Here is a 17,328-nt window from a genome sequence, read left to right as displayed (position 1 = left end):
CATGATGCCTGGAGCGGACGCTCGCATGCTCCTCCATGGCTGGCAACGGCTTACCGGCTCGCCAGCCGACTGGCGACGAAATAGCCGGCGCTGGCCGCCGCGGTGGTGACGAAGGCGCCCCAGGCCATGTCGGCCAGGGTGACGATCGTGGACCAGGTCTTCAGCGTCGCCTGGTTGGTCAGGTCGTAGGTGGCGTAGGCGGCCAGGCCGAACAGCGCGGCGTTGGCCAGCAGGCGCGGCCAGCCGCCGTCGGGGCGCAGGGCCGGCGCGATCGCGAACCAGGTCACCGCGCCGATGTAGATCAGGTAGAAGACCACGGCCGGCGGCAGGCTGGGCGTATCGGCCATCAGCGCCCCGATGCGCGGGCGATAGAGGCGATCGGCCATCTGGGTCAGCCAGACGGCGTCCAGCGCCAGGAAGACGACGGCGGTCGACAGATAGCCGAGAACATAGCGCAGCATTCGCGGGGCTCCTTCAGGCGACCGGTCGCAGGCGGTAATGGCTGACGCCCCACTCGGCGCCGCCGCGATGGCCGAACAGTCCGGCCGTGGCGAGGAAGAACAATCGCCAGCGCCGCCGCCAGATCCGCGCCTCGGGGCCATAGACCTCCGCCAGCAGGGGATCGATCACGTCGCGGGCGGCATCGAAGCGCTCCAGCCAGTGCAGCGCCGTGCGGGCGTAGTGGTCGCCGCTCCAGCGCCAGTCCATGGCCACCTCGAACAGGTCGGGGAACTGCCGGATCAGGTCGTGGCTGGGCATGATCCCGCCGCTGAAGAAGTGGCGGGCGATCCAGTCGTCAGGGTCTTCGGTCTCGAAGCGGTAGGGCGTGTCGGCGTGGGAGAACACGTGCAGGAACAGCAGGCCGTCGGGCTTCAGCCAGGACCGCACCCTGGCCAGCAGGTCGCGCCAGTTGCTCATGTGCTCGAACATCTCGACCGACACCACGCGGTCGAACCGTCGGGCGGTGTCAAAGACGTTCATGTCGGCGGTGACGACGGACAGGTTGGTCAGGCCGCGTTCGGCGGCGCGCGCCTGGATGAAGGCCCGCTGCGAGGTCGAGTTCGACACCGCCGTGATGGTCGAGGCTGGAAAGCGCTCGGCCATCCACAGCGACAGCGAGCCCCAGCCGCAGCCGAGCTCCAGCACCGCCTGGCCGTCGCGCAGGTCGGCGTGGCTCTCGGTCTCGCGCAGGGCGGCGGCCTCGGCCTGCGCGAGGGTGGTCACGCCTGGCGCATAGAGGCCGCTGGAGTATTTCAGGTGCGGACCCAGCACCGCCTCGAAGAAGGCGGCGGGCAGCTCATAGTGCTGGGCGTTGGCGTCGGCGGTGTGGGTGGCGATCGGGCCGTCGGCCATCGCCTCGGCGAACTGGGCGGCGGCGTCGGGCGGGGCGCTCTCCAGCGAGCGCCGCGCTCCGGCGACCAGATGATGGATGGCCAGGCGCGAGAGGAAGTCCGGCACGGCGGCGTCCTGGGCCAGGCGGACCAGGGCCTGGATCGGTCCGCCGCCGCTGCGGCCGAGGGCCTCGTCGCGGGCGGGCGCCCTGCCGGTCAGGTCGCGCGTCGTGTCCGTCATCGTGCCTCCGTCCATGGCGGCCGCGCCCCGTCCGTCGGGCCGGCGACCTTCGGACGGAGCTACGTGCGAAGACGGCGTTCGGATGCATGCGTCCAAATCCCCGTCTGCTCCGTAGCTGCGAGGAAGCCTTGCCGACGGAGCACCAGCCTTGCCGACCTCCAGCCCAAGCCCGCGCCAGCGCATCGCCGTGGTCGGTTCAGGAATCTCCGGCCTGTCGGCGGCCTGGCTGCTGGCCAAGCGTCACGAGGTGGTGCTGTACGAGGCCGACGACCGCCTGGGCGGCCACGCCCATACGGTGCAGGCGGGCGGGGTGGCGGTGGACACCGGCTTCATCGTCTACAACGAGCCGAACTATCCCAACCTGACGGCGCTGTTCGGCCACCTGGGCGTCGAGACCGCCGCCAGCGACATGTCGTTCGGGGTGTCGCTGGACGACGGGGCGCTGGAATATTCCAGCAACCGCCTGCTGGCCCAGAAGCGCAACCTGGTGAACCCGCGGTTCCTGGGCATGCTGCTGGACGTCATGCGCTTCTACCGCGCCGGCGCGCGCGACGCCCGCACGCTGGGCGACGACGGTTTCTGCCGGCTGGCCGACTATCTGGACGCGCAGGGGTTCGGGCGGGCCTTCCAGGAGGATCACCTGCTGCCGCAGGCCGCGGCGATCTGGTCGGCTTCGCTGCGCGACATCCGAGAATTCCCGGCCGGCGCCTTCCTGCGCTTCTTCGACAATCACGGCCTGATGCTGCCGATCGACAAGCGGCCGATCTGGCGGACGGTGGTCGGCGGCAGCGCCCGCTATGTCGCGGCCCTGGCGGCCGACCTCGACGGCGAGATCCTGCTGTCGCGGCCGGTGCGACGGATCCTACGTCGTCCCGACCACGTGGTCGTCGAGGACGCCGGCGGCCAGGCGCGAAGCTTCGACCAGGTGGTGATCGCCGCCCACGCCGACCAGGCCCTGGCCATGCTGGCCCAGCCGACGAAGGAAGAGGCGGCCCTGCTGGGCGCCTTCCGCTACAGCCGCAACCGCGCGGTGCTGCACGGCGACGCTGGACTGATGCCGCGCCGGACGGCGGCCTGGGCCAGCTGGAACCATGTCGGCCGCCGGGGCGTGCGGGGCGAGGGCGGGGTGACCTACTGGATGAACCGCCTGCAGCCGTTGGGCGAGGCGGCGCCTTGCTTCCTGTCGCTCAATCCCGATCGCGCGCCCGGCGCTGTGCTGCATGACCAGGTCTACGAGCATCCGCTGTTCGACGCGGCGGCCATGGCGGCGCAGTCGCGACTGTGGTCGCTGCAGGGCGTGCGCCGCACCTGGTTCGCCGGGGCCTATTTCGGTTCGGGCTTTCACGAGGACGGCCTGCAGGCGGGCCTGGCCGTGGCCGAGCAGCTGGGCGGCGTGCGCCGGCCCTGGCTGACGCCCGATCCGTCGGGCCGGATCTTCGTCGACGCGCCGTCGGCGAGGCGGGACGCGGAGCTGGTCGCATGAGCCCGCGCTCGGCGCTCTACAGTGGCGTGGTGGCGCACGAGCGCGGCCGGCCGCGCAGGCACCGGCTGCGCTATCGCGTGTTCATGCTGCTGGTCGACCTCGACGAGCTGGACGCGATCGCGGCTCGCCTGCGCCTTTTCTCGCACAACGCCCTGAACCTGCTGAGCTATCACGATCGCGACCACGGGGGACGGCGGGCCGCGCCGGTGAAGCCGCAGATCGAGGCGCTGCTGGCGGCGCGCGGGCTGGGCCCGCCCGGCGGCGCGATCCTGGCCCTGTGCATGCCGCGCCTCCTGGGCCACGGCTTCAACCCGCTGACCGTCTATTTCTGCCACGACCGCGACGAGCGCCTGGCGGCGGTGGTCTATGCCGTCAGCAACACCTTCGGCGAGCGCCACGACTATGTGTTGCCCGCGGCGGCGCGGGACGACGGGCTGGTGGTGCAGGGCTGCGACAAGACCTTCTATGTCTCGCCCTTCCTGCCGATGGACCTGCGCTACGCGTTCACGATCGCGCCGCCGGGCCAGGACGTGCGGGTGGGCGTCGACGTGCACGACGACGCAGGACGGGTGCTGACGGCCAGCTTCGTCGGACGGCGCGAGCCGCTGAGCGACAGGGCGGTGCTGCGGGCGGCGCTGGGCCATCCCTGGCAGGTCGTGGGCGTGCTGGCGGCCATCCACTGGGAGGCGGTGAAGATCCTGCTGAAGGGCTTCGGGTTCTTCGCCAACCCGCGTCTGGCCAAAGAAAAAGCGGCGCAGACCAAGGTCCGCGCCGCCAGTCGTTTCGGGGAGAAAGACGCGATCGGCGTCAGTAGACGAAGCGCGCGCCCATGAAGATCGAGCGGCCGGTGGCGGCGTAGCGCGACACGACCGGATCGTCCTGGTAGGCCCAGCGCTCTTCCTTCTGGTCCGTCAGGTTCAGGGCTTCGAGCGACAGGGTGATGTTCTTGGTCAGCTTGTAGGTGGCCGAACCGTCGAGGTTGAAGGTCTTCTTGCTGCCCGCGAAATCGTTGACCAGCGGGCTGTCGCAATAGCCCGGGTCGCAGGTGCCGGCGGCGACCGGATAGGTCTGGCTGTAGCCCTTGCGGTAGGACGACGACAGGCGGGCCGAGAACTTCTCGACTTCATAGAAGACCGTGAAGTTGAAGGCGTCCGGCGAGGCGCCCGTGAACGGGGCCTTGGCGGTGATCGCCGCCGCGCCGGTGCGGGCGTTGGCCGGGGTGACGATGTACTCCAGTTCCGACTCCAGGTGGGTGGCGTTGAACTGGACGCCCAGGTTCTTGAAGTACCAGGGCAGGAAGGTCAGGTTCTGCTGATAGTTGACTTCGATGCCGCGGATGTAGCCGCCCGGCGCGTTGTCGAACTGGCGGATGTCGAAGGTGTTGTCGGCGTCGATGTAGGCGATCGCGTTGACGTTGGTCTGGGCGGCGCGCAGGGCGGCGATGCCGTCGGCGTCGAGAATCTGGCTCAGCGGCGCGTTGTTGATCAGCGTCTGCGGGAAGTTGTTGATCTGCTTGTCGAAGATCGCCACCGACACCAGGGCGCCGGAGGTGAAGTACCATTCGAAGCTCAGGTCGTAGTTGACCGCGCGGAACGGGTCGAGCTTCGGGTTGCCGACGGTCATCGAGCCGCCCACGGTGGCGCCGGCGCCGGTGGGGACGCTGATGGCCGTGACGGCGGGCGACAGGTTGCCCAGCATCGGCCGGGCCATGACCTTGGCCGCGCCGAAGCGGATGTACATGTTGTCGGCCACCTCATAGGCGGCGTTCAGCGAGGGCAGGAGGTCGGTGTACTTGTTCTCGCCCGAGATCGGCCGCGAGCCGTTGGTCAGGCCGTCGGATTCCAGTTCGGTGATGGCGTAGCGGGTGCCGACGTTGCCGCGCAGTTCGCGACCGAACAGCTCGGTGTTGTAGTCGAACTGCACGAAGGCGCCGGTGTCCTTCTCCTCGACCGAGTAGCGGTTGGCCGCGCTGCTCAGGTACGACAGGCGCCAGTCGCCCCACTTGTTGACGCAGTTACAGTCGAAGTCGAACAGGCTGACCATCTTCTGCAGGTCGGGCGCCAGGAAGGCGGTGGTGCCGCCGGACGGGACATTCAGGCCGGTGCCCCAGTTGATGACCTTGCTGACCGAAGCGATGTTGGAGCCGGCTTCCTTCAGGCTGGGGTTCAGGGTCTCGCCGCTCAGACGGCGATACTCGGCGGTGTCGAAGCCGTACTTGCGCTGGCTGACGCCGAAACGGACCGCGTAGTTGTCGTCCAGGTCGTACTTGAAGTCGACGCGCAGGGTCTCGTAGTCGTTGTTGGTGAAGCGCTGGAAGTGGCGCAGGGCCGAGTAGCCCTTCACGAAGTCCCACGCCGAGGCCTGGGTCGCGTCGAAGCCCAGGTTCAGCAGCGGCATGTCGCCGCCGCCGCGCGCGTCGTAGACGAGGTAGTCGTCGCCGGCCACGCCCTGGCCCGAGTCCAGGCGGATGAAGTCGGCCAGCAGGCCTTGGGTCTTGTTCTTCGACGACGACTTGCCCCAGACGGCGCTCATCGTGAAGTTGTCGCTGAATTCGTGGTCCAGCTTCAGCGACGACTGGCGGAAGTAGGTCGTGAAGAACGCCGCGTCGGCCGCCGAGCGCAGGTCGACATTGCCCAGCTTCAGGTAGTCGGCGTTGGCCCCGGTCGACGACAGCGCCGCATCGATCAGGCGCACGCTGGGACGGCCGATGAACTTGTCGACCATCGCCGTGCCGTTGGCGCTGGCCACGTAACCCACCGACGAGAGGCTGTTGTAGTAGTCGTACGGATCGAGGTTGAACGGGTTGTAGCTGTTGGTCGTGCCGGCGACCAGGGCGCCGCCGTTCAGCTGCTGGCCGCAGTCGATGGCGTCGCGCACTTCATTGGCGGCCTGCGCGGTGCACGACGAGTAGAACGCGCGCTTCTGGGCGGGCGTGGTGCTCGGGTTCAGCGTGTAGAAGGGGTTGCCCGTGCTGTTGTTGGTGTTGTTGCGGTTCAGGCCGACGGTCTGGACCTGATAGTTGACCGACGACTGCTGCAGCTCCGAATAGACCCAGTCGTACGAGATCGTGGTGCGGCTGGTCGGGCGCCATTGCAGGGCGCCGGTCAGGCCCAGGCGTTCCTGTTCCAGGTCCTGCTGGTTCAGCGTGGCCAGGGCGGGGATGCGGGTCAGCGGACCGGGCGCGGTGATCGAGCCGGTGCCGGTCAGGCTGGTGGCGTTGGTCGTCGCGCTCGAGGGATTGTTGATCAGGTTGTAGGCGGCCGCGTTCGAGCCGACCAGCATCGAGCAGATCGCCGTGTTGGTGATGTTGATGCCCGGGATCACGCCGCCGTTGCACGAGGTGCCGATCGGGGTCGCGAAGCCTTGCCGGCGCGGCGAGGTGGCGGTCGAGTTGGTCGCCAGGAAGGTCGACTGGCGATAGGTGTAGTCCGACTGGCCGGCCTGGCGCTGGTAGCTGTCGATGATCTGGTTGCGCTTGTTGTAGGCGACCGAGAACAGGGCGCCGAAGTCGCCCCAGTTGGTTTCCCAGCGGTCGGAGACCAGGCCAGCCAAGCGCGGCGAGTGGGTGCCGCCGTTCTTGTAGTAGGCGTCGGTGACCGACAGGGCCAGGCGACGCTCCTTGAAGTTCAGCGGCTTGCCGGTCTCCAGGTCGACCGTGGCGCCCAGCGAGCCTTCGTCGGTCTCGGCCGAGGCGGTCTTCTGGACCTTCAGGGCGCTGAACAGCTCCGAGGCGAAGGTGTTGAAGTCGAAGCCGCGCGAGCGGTTGGCGGCGTCGCCGGCGATCGACGGGCCGGCCGTCGACAGGGCTTCCAGGCCGTTCAGGCGAACGCGGGTGAAGTCGCTGCCCAGGCCGCGGACGGTGATGGTGCGGCCTTCGCCGTTCTCGCGGTCGACCGACACGCCCGGCAGGCGCTGCAGCGACTCGGCGAGGTTGGCGTCGGGGAAGTCGGCGATGTCCTCGGCGTTGATGGCGTCGACCATCACGTTCGAGCTGCGCTTGAGGCTGAGGGCGCTCTGCAGGGCGGCGCGGTAGCCGGTGACGACGACCTCCTCGACGGCGGTCTCTTCGGTCTGGCCGGAGGCCTGAGCGGCGGGGGCGGCGTCTTGGGCGAAGGCGGTTCCGGCGAGCAGCAGGCTGCCTGCGACGGTCAGGGCGCCGAGCGACGCACGATCGCACAGCACGCGGGCGCGGCTCCGCCGCGAAGTGACTTGCAACATATTCCCTCCCAGTTCTTCCCGACGGGCAGGCTCTTAAGTGGCCGACCCGTGATCTCTGTTCTTGTTGGTAGCGTTATCCGCCACCGGTGTCATTAAAATAGCTACCGGTGTCATTAAGCCGAAATGGCCTCTCGGGATCAAACCGAAAAATGGCCGCTCGGTGGCGCGGACGGCAAATATGCGGCCGAGCGTAGCGGCGAAGCAACAAAACACCGGTTTGCGAACCTGGGGCGAAACGCCGCGCAGGGGCGCCTTGCTCGACACCGGGGGCCTGGCGGCGTAACGGAGTTTCGCGAGGGGCCAAGGCGCGCCGCGACATTCCTGGATCCGGTCGATGAGGATTTTGGCTCCGCCTGCGTGTTCAGACGTGAAGGCCGCCCTTCGGATCCGCGTTCGCGGATCTTCGCGGCGTGCGTGGAGCGTTCAGTGGCGGTGATCCATCCGCAGTCGACGGACGGTTCGAACGGGACGCCCGCCGATCCCGCGCGGGCGCTGGCCCTGCACGCGGCCGTATCCGCCTTCTTCCGCCGCCGCCTGGGCGCCGACGCCGAGGTCGAGGACCTGGTGCAGGAGGTGTTCGTACGCGCCGCCGACCAGGTCGGGCTGGACGACGAGGAGTACGCCCGCGCCTATGTTTTCCGCACCGCCGCCAGCGTCTGGGCCGACCGGCACAGGCGGCGGCTGGCGCGGCGGGCCGACCAGCACGTGCCCTTCGATCCCGAGCGTCATGGCGAGACCGACGACGATCCGGCCGGCCGCTTCGACGCCCGCGAAACCTTGCGCGCGGCGAGCGCGGCGCTGCTGACCCTGCCCGAGCGCACGCGGACGATCTTCGTGCTGCGGCGGATCGAGGGGATGACCGTTCGCGAGATCGCCAGCCGGCTGGGCATATCCGGCAGCGCCGTTGAAAAGCACATGGTCAAGGCGCTGGAGCGTCTGCTGGACCGAACGGGGGACCTGCGATGAGCGCCTATTCCCTCGATCCCGCCGAAATGGCCGCCCTGCCGCGCGACGAGGCCGCCGCGCTGCTGTGGCTCAATGTCGACGAGTCCGATCCCGCCCAGGCGGCCATGCTCGACGCCTGGCTCGATCGCGAGCCCGGCAACCGCGAGGCCTGGCTGCGGGCGCAGGCGATCTGGGGCGGCTTCGACGAAGCCGGCGGCGATCCGACGATGCGGGCGTTGCGCCGGCGGGCGCTGAAACCCTCGCGCGGGCCGGCTCCGGGCTGGATGGCCGCGGCGGCGGTGTTCGTGGCCGCCATCGGCCTGGGGCTGTGGCTGGCCGAGCGGCCGGCTCCGGCCCCGCCGCCGCCCGTCCCCCAGGCCTCGGCGATGTTCGGCGAGCCCGACCTCGTCACCGGCGCGCAGATGCGCACCTTCGACCTGCCGGACGGCAGCAAGGCCAGTCTCGCGCCCGGCAGCGCTCTGGACCTGGCGTACGACCACGGCGGCCGCGCCCTGCGGCTGGTCAGGGGGCGGGCCTTCTTCGACGTGGTCCCCGACCGGGAGCGGCCGTTCACCGTCGAGGCGGGCGGACGGCGGATCACCGCGCTGGGCACGCGGTTCGACGTTCGCCTCGACGACGGGCCGCTGCGCGTGACGCTGGTGGAGGGCCACGTCTCGGTCGCCCGCACGATCGACGCCCCCGACGGACCGGGGCGGCCGGTGGCGTTGGCGGCGGGCCAGCAACTGACGGCCGCGCCAGGACGCGACGTCGTCTCTCCGGCGACGGGGACCGGCGCGTCGGAGTGGCGCGAGACGTCGATCACCTTCGAAGACCTGCCCTTGTCCGAGGTGGTGGCCGAACTGAACCGGCACAGCGCCGCCAAGCTGGTCATAGACGATCCGAAGGTGGCCGCGCTGCGGGTGACGGGGCGGTTCCGCACCGGCGATCCGCAACGCTTTCTGCGTATCCTGGCCAAGGTTCTGCCGGTGCGCGGCGAGGCTGCGGGCCCGGGCCGCTACCGGATCGTGCGCGCCGACTGAGGAAATTCGCATAACGGCGGTGTGGGTTTCGCCCGCCGCTGCGTGTTCTCCCCCGGGAGCCGGTCGTGCTCCCGTCGTGGGGACGAGGCGATGGAACGGCAGGTGGGCTGCGAGCGGGCGTCGGCCAAGGTCGGCGCGCTGCTGGAAGAGATCCAGCAGAGGCTGTTCGACGACGTCGAGGGCGCCCGGCGCCTGATCGACCAGGCGCTGCGGGTGCTGCAGGCGCCTGCCGACGCCGATCCGCCGCGGACCGGAGGCCTGGCGCCGTGGCAGGCGCGGCGGGTCGCCCGCTACATCGACGAGAACCTCGAGCGCGCGCTGACCGTGGCCGAACTGGCGGCCGTCGGCGGTGTCCGGCCGGGCTATTTCGGCAAGGCCTTCAAGAGCAGCTTCGGCGTCAGCCCCCACGCCATGGTGCTGCAGCGGCGCGTGGCGCGGGCCAAGATCCTTATCGCCGAGGGCGATGACCCGCTGAAGGACATCGCCCTGGCCTGCGGCTTTTCCGACCAGTCGCATCTGACCAACCGCTTCCACCGGCTGGCGGGCATGACGCCAGCGGCCTGGCGCCGGCTGCACGCGGCCGCGCCGGCGTTTCACACGCGCGGCGACGATCACGGCGGCTCCGTCCAACTCGGCCTGCGCGCCCAGGCCTAGGGTCGGGGCCGTTCAATCCTGCCTGCGAGGTCTCCCATGAACGCCGTCGCTTCCATCCACCACGCCGTCTCCGCGCCCAACCAGTTCGTCGAGGTCGGCGGACGCACCCTGGCCTACCGCTCGATCGGCGAGGGTCGGCCGCTGCTGCTGTGCACCCGCTTCCGGGGCAACATGGACGTCTGGGACCCGGCCTTCCTGGACGGCCTGGCCGACGAGGGGTTCCGGGTCATCACCTTCGACTATTCGGGCCTTGGCCTGTCGACCGGCGAGGCGACCTACAATCCCGCGCAGATGGTCCGCGACCCGATCGACCTGATGACGGCGCTGGACCTCAGCGACGTCGTGCTCGGCGGCTGGTCGCTGGGCGGCATGGTCGCCCAGGTGGCCCTGGCCGTGGCCGGCGAGCGGATCAGCCACCTGCTGCTGATCGGCACCACCCCGCCCGGGCCGCTGGTCAAGCCGGCCGAGCAGCTGTTCTTCGACACCGCCGTCATCGAGGACTATGCGCTGAGGGAAGAGGAGATCCTGTTCTTCGAGCCGAAGTCGCAGGCCAGCCGCAAGGCCGCCGCCGAGTCTTCGGCCCGCATCGCCGAGCGCACGGAGGGGCGCTCGCCGCCGGTGCCGATCGCGTTTGCCCGCGCCAATATCGGCGACGGGCCCAAGAACCCGATCTTCCCCGCCGACGCGGTGCTGGAGGTGCTGAAGACCACGACCAAGCCGGTCCTGCACCTGGGCGGCGACCACGACATCATCTTCCCGGTCGAGAACTGGTACGCCCTGAACCAGGTGCTGCCGACCCTGCAGCTGATCACTTATCCCTCGGCGGGCCATGGTCCCCAGCACCAGTATCCGCGCGCCTCGGCCGAGCACATCGGCAGCTTCGTGCGCTCGACCAGCTGAGGTCAGGAGGCCGCCGCGTCCTGGCGTCGTTCGCGGCGCCAGGCGTTGGGCGGCGCGCCTTCCCGTCGCCGGAACAGTCGCGACAGGTGGGCCTGGTCGCTGAAGCCGCAGCTGACGGCTATGCCGCACAGCGGCTCGTTCGTGGTCAGCATGATCCGCTTGGCGCGGGTCAGCCGGCGCTCGACGACGTATTTCTGAGGCGACAGGCCGAAGGTCGTCTTGAAGGCGCGCGAGAAGTAGGAGGGGCTGAGCCGAGCGGCGCGCGCCAGGTCCACGACGCGGATCGTCGTCTCCAGTCGCCCCTCCACATAGGCCGCCGCGCGGCTGGCCTGCCAGGGCGCCAGGCCCGCCGGCCTGGATCCCCCACCCGCCAAGGCGCCGGGCGGCGCGAGGCCGCCCGGCTCGGTGTCGTAGAAGCACATGGCTGGATCAGCGGGTGATCTTGCCGGGCAGGCTGAGGTCGCCCGAGGCCACGTCGAAGATGTCGGAGATGCACAGCAGTGGCGCGTGCAGGTTGGCGTTGACCTTCAGGGCCGAGGTGACGCCGTCGAACTTCACCCCCTCGACGGCGCCGATCACGCTCGCCGGCACGCTGACCTCGACGGTGTCGGTGGCCAGGGTGGTGGGGTAGGTCGGGCTGTCGATCAGCAGCGGCACGCCGGGCCAGGTGGCCGGCACCTTGGGCTTGGTCCCTTCGGGGATGTCGCGAACCTTCAGCGCGCCCTTGCCGCAGGCGTCGTCAGGAACCAGCACCACCCAGTGCGGATGCCAGACGTGGCGGTTGACCCCGCCGTAGGCCGCGTCGTCGAAGTCGGGGTGGAAGGTCACCGCCAGGGCCAGGATGCCCTGGTCGCCCTCGAAGCCCACGCTGCTGCTGTTGAGCGAGGTCGGCCAGACATAGCTCCACACCGCGCTGCCGGCGAACTGGCCGACGGCCTTGGGCTTCATCTCGCCGGCCTTGCCGCGCACCTGCACGCGGAAGACGACGTCGGGGCCGACGCTTTTGACCTCCGTGCGGACGATGTCGAAGGACGCCATGATCGCGTCCTTGGTCGGCGAGACCACGTCCTGGGCGAGGGCGGGGGTGGAGAGCAGGGCCGTTGCGGCGACGGCGGCGCTGAGCTTGCGGAGCATGGGCGATCTCGCATGAGACGCCGCGCCGGGGCGCGGCCGGGAACCACAAGGTTCCACGGCCGCGCTTCTCCGCCTTGGACCGGGCGGAGGCCGATTTCTTCAAATCCGGGGGATCAGTTCCCCAGCCAGGCGTCCAGGTCCTTCAGCGCCCGGATGCTCATCAGCCGCTTCTTGGCGCGGCCGCGTTCCTTCAGCGGGATCTTCTTGCCATCCTCGTCGACCTTGGGGGCCTCGAGCGGCGGCAGCAGGCCGTAGTTGATGTTCATCGGCTGGAACGAGCCGCCGCCATGGCCGGCTTCCAGGTGGCCGCCGGTGATGTGCTCGACCAGAGCTCCAAGAGCAGTCGTCGGGGGCGGGGCCTCCAGCGAACCGCCCTTGCGCTCGGCGGCGGCGAAGCGACCGGCCAGCAAGCCGATGGCGGCGCTCTCGACATAGCCCTCGACGCCGGTGACCTGGCCGGCGAAGCGCATGCGCGGCGAGGCCTTCAGGCGCAGGCCCTTGTCGAGCAGCTTGGGCGAATTGATGAAGGTGTTGCGGTGCAGGCCGCCCAGGCGCGCGAACTGGGCGTTCTCCAGGCCCGGGATCATGCGGAAGGTCTCGGCCTGGACGCCGTGCTTCAGCTTGGTCTGGAAGCCGACCATGTTCCACAGCGTGCCCAGCGCGTTGTCCTGGCGCAGTTGGACGATGGCGTAGGACTTCACCGTCGGGTCGCGCGGATTGGTCAGGCCGACCGGCTTCATCGGGCCGTGGCGCAGGGTCTCGCGGCCGCGCTCGGCCATCACCTCGATCGGCAGGCAGCCGTCGAAATAGGGGACGTGCTCCCACTCCTTGAACTCGGCCTTGGGGCCGTCGAGCAGGGCGTCGATGAAGGCCTCGTACTGCTCCTTGTTCATGGGGCAGTTGATGTAGGCGGCCGCGTCGCCGCCGGGGCCTTCCTTGTCGTAGCGCGACTGGCGCCAGGCCTTGTCCATGTCGATGGATTCAAGGTGGATGATCGGCGCGATGGCGTCGAAGAACGACAGCTGGCCCTCGCCCGACAGGTCGAGCACCGCCTGGGCCAGAGCTGGCGAGGTCAGCGGGCCGGTGGCGACGATGACGTTGTCCCAGTCTTCGGGGGGAAGTCCGGCGATCTCCTCGCGGACGATGGTGACCAGCGGGTGGGCTTCCAGGCGGCGGGTGACTTCGGCCGAGAAGCCGTCGCGGTCGACCGCCAGGGCGCCGCCGGCCGGCACCTGGTGCTGGTCGGCCGCCGACATGATGATCGAGTCGCAGCGGCGCATCTCGGCGTGCAGCAGGCCGACGGCGTTGAACTGCCAGTCGTCCGAGCGGAACGAGTTGGAGCACACCATCTCGGCCAGGCCGTCGGTCTGGTGGGCGTCGGTGGTGACTTTGCCGGTCGCGTCGTCGCGACGCATCTCGTGCAGGATGACGGGAACGCCGGCCTGGGCGATCTGCCAGGCGGCTTCGGAACCGGCGAGGCCGCCGCCGATCACGTGAATGGGGGAGGTGGTCATGGCCGCCCTCATACCCTCGCCCTCGCCAAGACGGAACCGCCGTGTAAAGTTCCACCCGGGCGAGTATCCGGTTTCTGGGGGTCTTCAGGGTGGCGAAGAAGTTTTCCGCGGCGTCGGCGGCCGTGTCGGGCTGGGCGCTGGTCGGGCGCAAGCCGCTGGCGGTGGTGGTGTGGGGCGCGGTGATCCTGCTGGGGCTCTTTCTGCCCGCGGTGCTGCTGTGCCTGCCGGTTTTCGACCTGTTCGCCGAAATGATGCGCACCATGCCGCTGGGCGGCGAGGCGGCGGACCAGGAAGCAATGGCGCGCATCATGGCGATGCAGAGCCGGCTCAGCCTGGTGAACATCGGCATGATGGTCGTGCAGGTGGTCGCGCCGACCATCGTCATGGCCGCCGCCTTCCGCACGGTGCTGCGCCCGGACGAGGCGCGGGGTTTCTTCCTGCGCGTCGGCGCCGCCGAGGGCTGGATGATGCTGGTGGGCCTGATCCTCAGCTTCGGCGGCAACATCGCCGCGATCGCCGCCATGCTGCCGGGGATCGCCCTGGGCCTGATCGCCTTCCTGGTGATGGCGATCGCCGGCGACAACGAAGCCGGCGCCGTCGTCGGCGTGGTGGTGGGCGTGCTGGGCGTGATCGCCGGCGTCCTGGCGCTGCTGTGGGCGTTGCTGCGGTTGTCGATGGCCCTGCCGATGACCTTCGCCGAGCGGCGCTTCATGCTGTTCGAATCCTGGGCGCTGACCAAGGGCCAGAGCCTGCGGCTGCTGGGCATGCTGCTGCTTGTCGGGCTGACCCTGCTGGCCGCCCAACTGGTGATCGGGGCCATCGTGATCGGCGTGGTGGCGTTCGCCGGTCCGGGGCTGGCCAAGACGCTGCCGAGCGCGCGCACGGCGGCGGAGGTGCTGGCCCTGGTCTGGCCGATCGCGGTGGTCATCGCGCCGCTGGCGGCGATCGCCCAGGCCGTGGTGCTGGTGGTCTGCGCGACGCCCCTGGCCAGCGTCTACCGGGCGTTGAAGGCCGGCGACGAGGTCGAAGCCGCGGCCTGAAAGCGGCCTTCCCGCCACGGCGCGGCAAAATCCGCGCGGACCGGGCCGCGACTCGTCGTTTGATGGCGATGCGCGCGCTAGGATGCCGGCGGCTGTTCGAGGGATCTGGAACGACATGGGCGAGGCATCGGTCGCGATCGGCGCGACGGCGCGGGCCGGCATCGACGGCGTGGGCCGCCTGACGTCGCGCACCTGGGCGGCGCTGGCCGTGGCCTGCCTGATCGGCCTGGTCGGCCGTTATCTGGGCGGAGCCTGGATCCTGCTCGCCGACTTCCTCGCCGCGGCTCTGGCCTATGGCGCGCTCTATCGCGCGGCCTTCGATGGTCCGGCCGGGCTGGTCGGCCTGCGCTGGGGGCGCGAGGAGGCGCTGATGGCCGGCGTCCAGCTGCTGCTGGGCCTGGTGTTCCTGGTGGTCATCACCGTGCTGCTGGTGGTGGTTGGGGCCGTGGCCCTGGGTGTCGCCCGCGCGGCCGCGCCCGGCTTCGACGCCACCTCGGCCGAGGCCTGGCGGGCGGCGCTGTCGGGACCGCTGGCCGCCTTCGTCACCGCCCTGGCCCCGCTGGCCAGCCTGGCGGTCCTGGCCTGGCTGGCCGCGCGCCTGGCGCTCGCGCCGGCCGCCTCGATCGCCGAAGGCCGCCTTAGGGTGTTCAGCGCCTTCGACCTGACCAAGGGGCGGGCCGGCCTGCTGGTGGTGCTGGGCTTTGTCTTCTATCTGCCCAGCGTGCTGATCGCCGCCAGCGGCAAGGCGGCCTTCGACGGCGGCGTCGCCTTCCTGGTGCAGGCCGCGGCCGTCGGCCTCTATTATTTCTGTGTCGCTCCCGCCTGGACGGCGGCCTGCGTCCACGTCTACAGACACGCTCCGAGCTTGGCCGTCGCCCAGCCGTCAGAAGCCTGATCATGATCGTCTTGTCGCCCGTCGCCGCCGCCCTCGAAGGGCCGCGCACCATGCGCCGCCACCCCGTCTCCCTGCTGATCTGGGGCGGGCTCTACTGGGTGTCGCTGATCCTGCTGGGATTGCTGATCATCGTCGCCTTCGGCAACGAGGTCCGGCGCGACCTGGCCCAGATGCGGTTCTCGGCCGATCCGCGCGAAGTGCTGCAGCTGATCTCGCACCTGGGCGGGGCGATGGCGCTGCTGATCCTGCTGGCGGCGGCGATCAGCGCGGTCCTGGCGGGCGCGATCCTGCGCTCGGTCATGCATCCCGAGCAGAGCCGGGGCGCCTATCTGCGCCTGGGCGCCGACGAGGTCCGGCTGTTCGTCGTGGCCCTGATCGCCTGGGCGACGGCCCTGTTCGTCACCGCCATTCCCAGCGGCGCCCTGACCCTGCTGACCACCACGGTGGCCAACGCCGGCGCGCGCGGGCTGTCGGCCTGGATCGCCTTCCTCGGCGGCCTGGCGGTGATCGGCCTGTCGATGTGGGTGGGCGTGCGACTGTCGCTGCTGTCGCCCCAGACCTTCGCCGAAGGCCGCATCAACGTCCGCGAGTCGTGGGTGCTGACCCACGGCCACTTCTGGGGCCTGCTGGGCATGTTCGTCCTGAACCTGCTGATGGTGCTGGGCGCGACCATGGTGATGACCCTGATCGGCGGCCTGCTGACCGGCCTGATCGGCCTGGCCGGCGTCGCGGGCGGCGGGGCCAAGGCCCTGGCGCTGCTGCTGGGCCTGGTCAACCTGCTGATCTTTCCGCTGATGATCACCGTCCAGACCGTGATCCTGACCGCCGGTCCGGCCCGGGCCTATCGTCAGCTGCATCCCGATATTTGAGCGGCGGGACCTGTCCCTCGTCTTCGAAGCTTGTTACCCCTGGGATCACTAGGGTTTGCAAGGGGCTAAGATGAAGACCTTCTCGGCGACGGACGCGGCCATTTCCGGCTTCGGTCTCGTGCGCGAACACCCCAAGGCCGTGGGGGTCTGGGTGTTGATTTCGACCGTCGTGTCGATCGTCGTGGCGCTGATCACGGTCGGCCTGTTCGGCCCGCAGCTGGAGGCTTTCACCGAGCTCAGCCAGGCCAACGGCCAGTCCGACCCCGCGCAGACGCTGGCGATGATGGGGTCGCTGGTTCCGACCATGCTGTTCTCGATGACCTACAGCATCGCCTTCTATTCAGTGCTGATGGCGGCGATCTATCGCGCTGTGCTGCGTCCAGCCGACAGCCGTCAGGCCTATCTGCGCTTCGGCGCGGACGAACTGCGCCAGGCCGGCGTGTCGATCCTGATGGTCCTGCTGTTCTTCGCCGGCTACCTGGGCATCGTCCTGGTCCTGGCCCTGGTCATCGGCATCGTCAGCGCGCTGTCGCCGCTGGCCGGCGGTCTCGTCGCCCTGTTGCTGGTTCCGGTCGGCCTGGGCGCGCTGGTCTACTTCGCCGTGCGCCTGTCGCTGGCCAACGTCCTGACCTTCGCCAAGGGCAAGATCGACATCTTCGGCTCCATGGCCCTGACCGAGGGCCGCTTCTGGCCGATGCTGGGCGCCTATCTGGTGGCGACCATCCTGGCCGTCGTCGTCTACCTGCTGCTGTTCCTGATCGTCACCCTGCTGGGCGGCGCCCTGAGCGGCTTCAACATGGACACCCTGGGCGCGCTGATGCAGTCGCAGTCCACGTCGCTGGAAAGCCTGATGACGCCCACGGGCATCCTCAGCCTGGCCGTCGGCGGCCTGATCGCGGTGCTGACCAGCGTGACCATCTACACGCCCTCGGCGATGATCTATCGCGAGATCGGCGCCGACCCGGCGACCGAGAGCGACTACTTCGCCTGACCGGCGACGCGCAGGGCGCAACAAAAGAGGCCGGCGGAGCGATCCGCCGGCCTTTCTCGTTTCGGGGCTAGGC

General features: G+C 69.7%; 16 protein-coding genes. 10 read left to right on the top strand and 6 right to left on the bottom strand.

The genetic code is table 11. The annotated features are described in order from the left end of the window. Positions 1-50: 50 nt before the first annotated feature. Together G5B46_RS05835 and G5B46_RS05830 are read right to left on the bottom strand one after the other, a co-directional pair. Complete coding sequence (locus tag G5B46_RS05835) at positions 51-461, bottom strand: DUF2177 family protein (RefSeq protein ID WP_165256953.1); 411 nt, start codon at positions 459-461, stop codon at positions 51-53. A 13-nt stretch (positions 462-474) separates the two neighbouring features. Then, the gene (locus G5B46_RS05830) at positions 475-1,572 is read right to left on the bottom strand and encodes a cyclopropane-fatty-acyl-phospholipid synthase family protein (RefSeq protein ID WP_165256951.1); all 1,098 of its coding nucleotides are present in this window, start codon (positions 1,570-1,572) and stop codon (positions 475-477) included. A 148-nt stretch (positions 1,573-1,720) separates the two neighbouring features. On the opposite strand from G5B46_RS05830, the gene G5B46_RS05825 reads away from it, so the two are divergent. Together G5B46_RS05825 and G5B46_RS05820 are read left to right on the top strand one after the other, a co-directional pair. Continuing rightward, a complete protein-coding gene (locus tag G5B46_RS05825; protein ID WP_165256949.1) occupies positions 1,721-3,055 on the top strand; it encodes an NAD(P)/FAD-dependent oxidoreductase in 1,335 nt (444 codons plus the stop codon). Then, complete coding sequence (locus G5B46_RS05820; RefSeq protein WP_165256947.1) at positions 3,052-3,888, top strand: DUF1365 family protein; 837 nt, start codon at positions 3,052-3,054, stop codon at positions 3,886-3,888. Before G5B46_RS05825 ends, G5B46_RS05820 begins: the two co-directional genes overlap by 4 nt. Here the strand turns inward: G5B46_RS05820 and G5B46_RS05815 are convergent. Then, positions 3,863-7,273 carry a TonB-dependent receptor gene (locus tag G5B46_RS05815; protein ID WP_165256945.1) on the bottom strand — a complete coding sequence of 1,137 codons (3,411 nt, stop codon included), beginning with the start codon at positions 7,271-7,273 and terminating at the stop codon, positions 3,863-3,865. The two genes, G5B46_RS05820 and G5B46_RS05815, sit on opposite strands and share 26 nt — an antisense overlap. 426 nt (positions 7,274-7,699) lie before the next feature. On the opposite strand from G5B46_RS05815, the gene G5B46_RS24820 reads away from it, so the two are divergent. The 4 genes from G5B46_RS24820 to G5B46_RS05795 all read left to right on the top strand — a co-directional run bounded on the left by G5B46_RS24820 (position 7,700) and on the right by G5B46_RS05795 (position 10,812). Further along, positions 7,700-8,239: a sigma-70 family RNA polymerase sigma factor gene (locus tag G5B46_RS24820; protein ID WP_165256943.1), complete on the top strand. Its 540-nt coding sequence runs from the start codon at positions 7,700-7,702 to the stop codon at positions 8,237-8,239. Beyond that, positions 8,236-9,258, top strand: coding sequence for a FecR domain-containing protein (locus G5B46_RS05805; RefSeq protein ID WP_165256941.1), 1,023 nt, complete (start codon positions 8,236-8,238; stop codon positions 9,256-9,258). The genes G5B46_RS24820 and G5B46_RS05805 overlap by 4 nt, the downstream gene beginning before the upstream one ends. A 90-nt stretch (positions 9,259-9,348) precedes the next feature. Continuing rightward, positions 9,349-9,912 carry an AraC family transcriptional regulator gene (locus G5B46_RS05800; protein WP_165256939.1) on the top strand — a complete coding sequence of 188 codons (564 nt, stop codon included), beginning with the start codon at positions 9,349-9,351 and terminating at the stop codon, positions 9,910-9,912. Positions 9,913-9,948: 36 nt separating this feature from the next. Further along, complete coding sequence (locus G5B46_RS05795) at positions 9,949-10,812, top strand: alpha/beta hydrolase (RefSeq protein WP_165256937.1); 864 nt, start codon at positions 9,949-9,951, stop codon at positions 10,810-10,812. A gap of 2 nt (positions 10,813-10,814) precedes the next feature. On the opposite strand, the gene G5B46_RS05790 is transcribed toward G5B46_RS05795, so the two are convergent. From G5B46_RS05790 to trmFO, 3 genes are all read right to left on the bottom strand, one after another. After that, positions 10,815-11,234: an AraC family transcriptional regulator gene (locus tag G5B46_RS05790; protein ID WP_165256935.1), complete on the bottom strand. Its 420-nt coding sequence runs from the start codon at positions 11,232-11,234 to the stop codon at positions 10,815-10,817. 7 nt (positions 11,235-11,241) lie between these two features. Further along, positions 11,242-11,946 (bottom strand): hypothetical protein, encoded by a 705-nt coding sequence (locus G5B46_RS05785; protein ID WP_165256933.1) that lies wholly within the window; start codon positions 11,944-11,946, stop codon positions 11,242-11,244. Between the two features lie 113 nt (positions 11,947-12,059). Continuing rightward, positions 12,060-13,472 (bottom strand): methylenetetrahydrofolate--tRNA-(uracil(54)-C(5))-methyltransferase (FADH(2)-oxidizing) TrmFO, encoded by a 1,413-nt coding sequence (trmFO, locus tag G5B46_RS05780; RefSeq protein WP_165256931.1) that lies wholly within the window; start codon positions 13,470-13,472, stop codon positions 12,060-12,062. A gap of 77 nt (positions 13,473-13,549) precedes the next feature. Between trmFO and G5B46_RS05775 the strand changes: the two genes are divergently transcribed. The 4 genes from G5B46_RS05775 to G5B46_RS05760 all read left to right on the top strand — a co-directional run bounded on the left by G5B46_RS05775 (position 13,550) and on the right by G5B46_RS05760 (position 17,255). After that, a complete protein-coding gene (locus tag G5B46_RS05775) occupies positions 13,550-14,500 on the top strand; it encodes a hypothetical protein (RefSeq protein WP_165256929.1) in 951 nt (316 codons plus the stop codon). Positions 14,501-14,615: 115 nt separating this feature from the next. Further along, complete coding sequence (locus G5B46_RS05770) at positions 14,616-15,395, top strand: hypothetical protein (RefSeq protein WP_165256927.1); 780 nt, start codon at positions 14,616-14,618, stop codon at positions 15,393-15,395. Between the two features lie 2 nt (positions 15,396-15,397). Next, entirely contained in the window at positions 15,398-16,264 is an 867-nt protein-coding gene (locus G5B46_RS05765) for a hypothetical protein (protein WP_205691505.1), read from the top strand. 70 nt (positions 16,265-16,334) lie between these two features. Continuing rightward, the gene (locus tag G5B46_RS05760) at positions 16,335-17,255 is read left to right on the top strand and encodes a hypothetical protein (RefSeq protein WP_165256925.1); all 921 of its coding nucleotides are present in this window, start codon (positions 16,335-16,337) and stop codon (positions 17,253-17,255) included. Positions 17,256-17,328: the final 73 nt, after the last annotated feature.

Origin of the sequence: Caulobacter sp. 602-2 (genome assembly GCF_011043625.1) — a bacterium.
Classification (GTDB): domain Bacteria; phylum Pseudomonadota; class Alphaproteobacteria; order Caulobacterales; family Caulobacteraceae; genus Caulobacter.
This window is presented reverse-complemented; position numbering and strand designations above follow the sequence as displayed.